Below are 397 nucleotides of genomic sequence, written 5' to 3'. Positions count from 1 at the left end.
GTCGTGGGGGGCGGGGTGGATTCCCTCTCCGAGAGGTTCAACCTCCGCCTTCGGCTGGAGGCGAGGCGTCAGCAGGGCGGCTTCCGGCAAGGCTTCTTCGGCGCGGACTACGAGCTGGCGCGCTTTCAGGCAGCGGGCCCTGACGGCGCGCCGCTCGCGGAGGCTCACTTCCCTGACGGCTACTCCGGATTCGCAGAGGCCTTCGTGGAGTGGGATGCCGTCAGCTACGGAGGGCTCTACAAGCACCTGAACCTCTCAGTGGGCGCGGAAGTGTTCTCGTGGGGGCGCGTCGACGTGGACGGTCGCGTGGCGGTGCAGCTCTTCGAGCGCGCCTTGGATGTCGCGGTGAAGGGGCTCGCCGTTGGCGCTGGGAAGTCCGGGGCGCGCTACCTGGGGG

General features: G+C 69.5%; 1 pseudogene. It reads left to right on the top strand.

What is annotated here, in order from left to right:
• A pseudogene (locus G4D87_RS38715) lies at positions 1-397 on the top strand (hypothetical protein); the annotation flags it as partial.

This window comes from Myxococcus vastator, from assembly GCF_010894475.1.
Lineage (GTDB): Bacteria > Myxococcota > Myxococcia > Myxococcales > Myxococcaceae > Myxococcus > Myxococcus vastator.
This window is presented reverse-complemented; position numbering and strand designations above follow the sequence as displayed.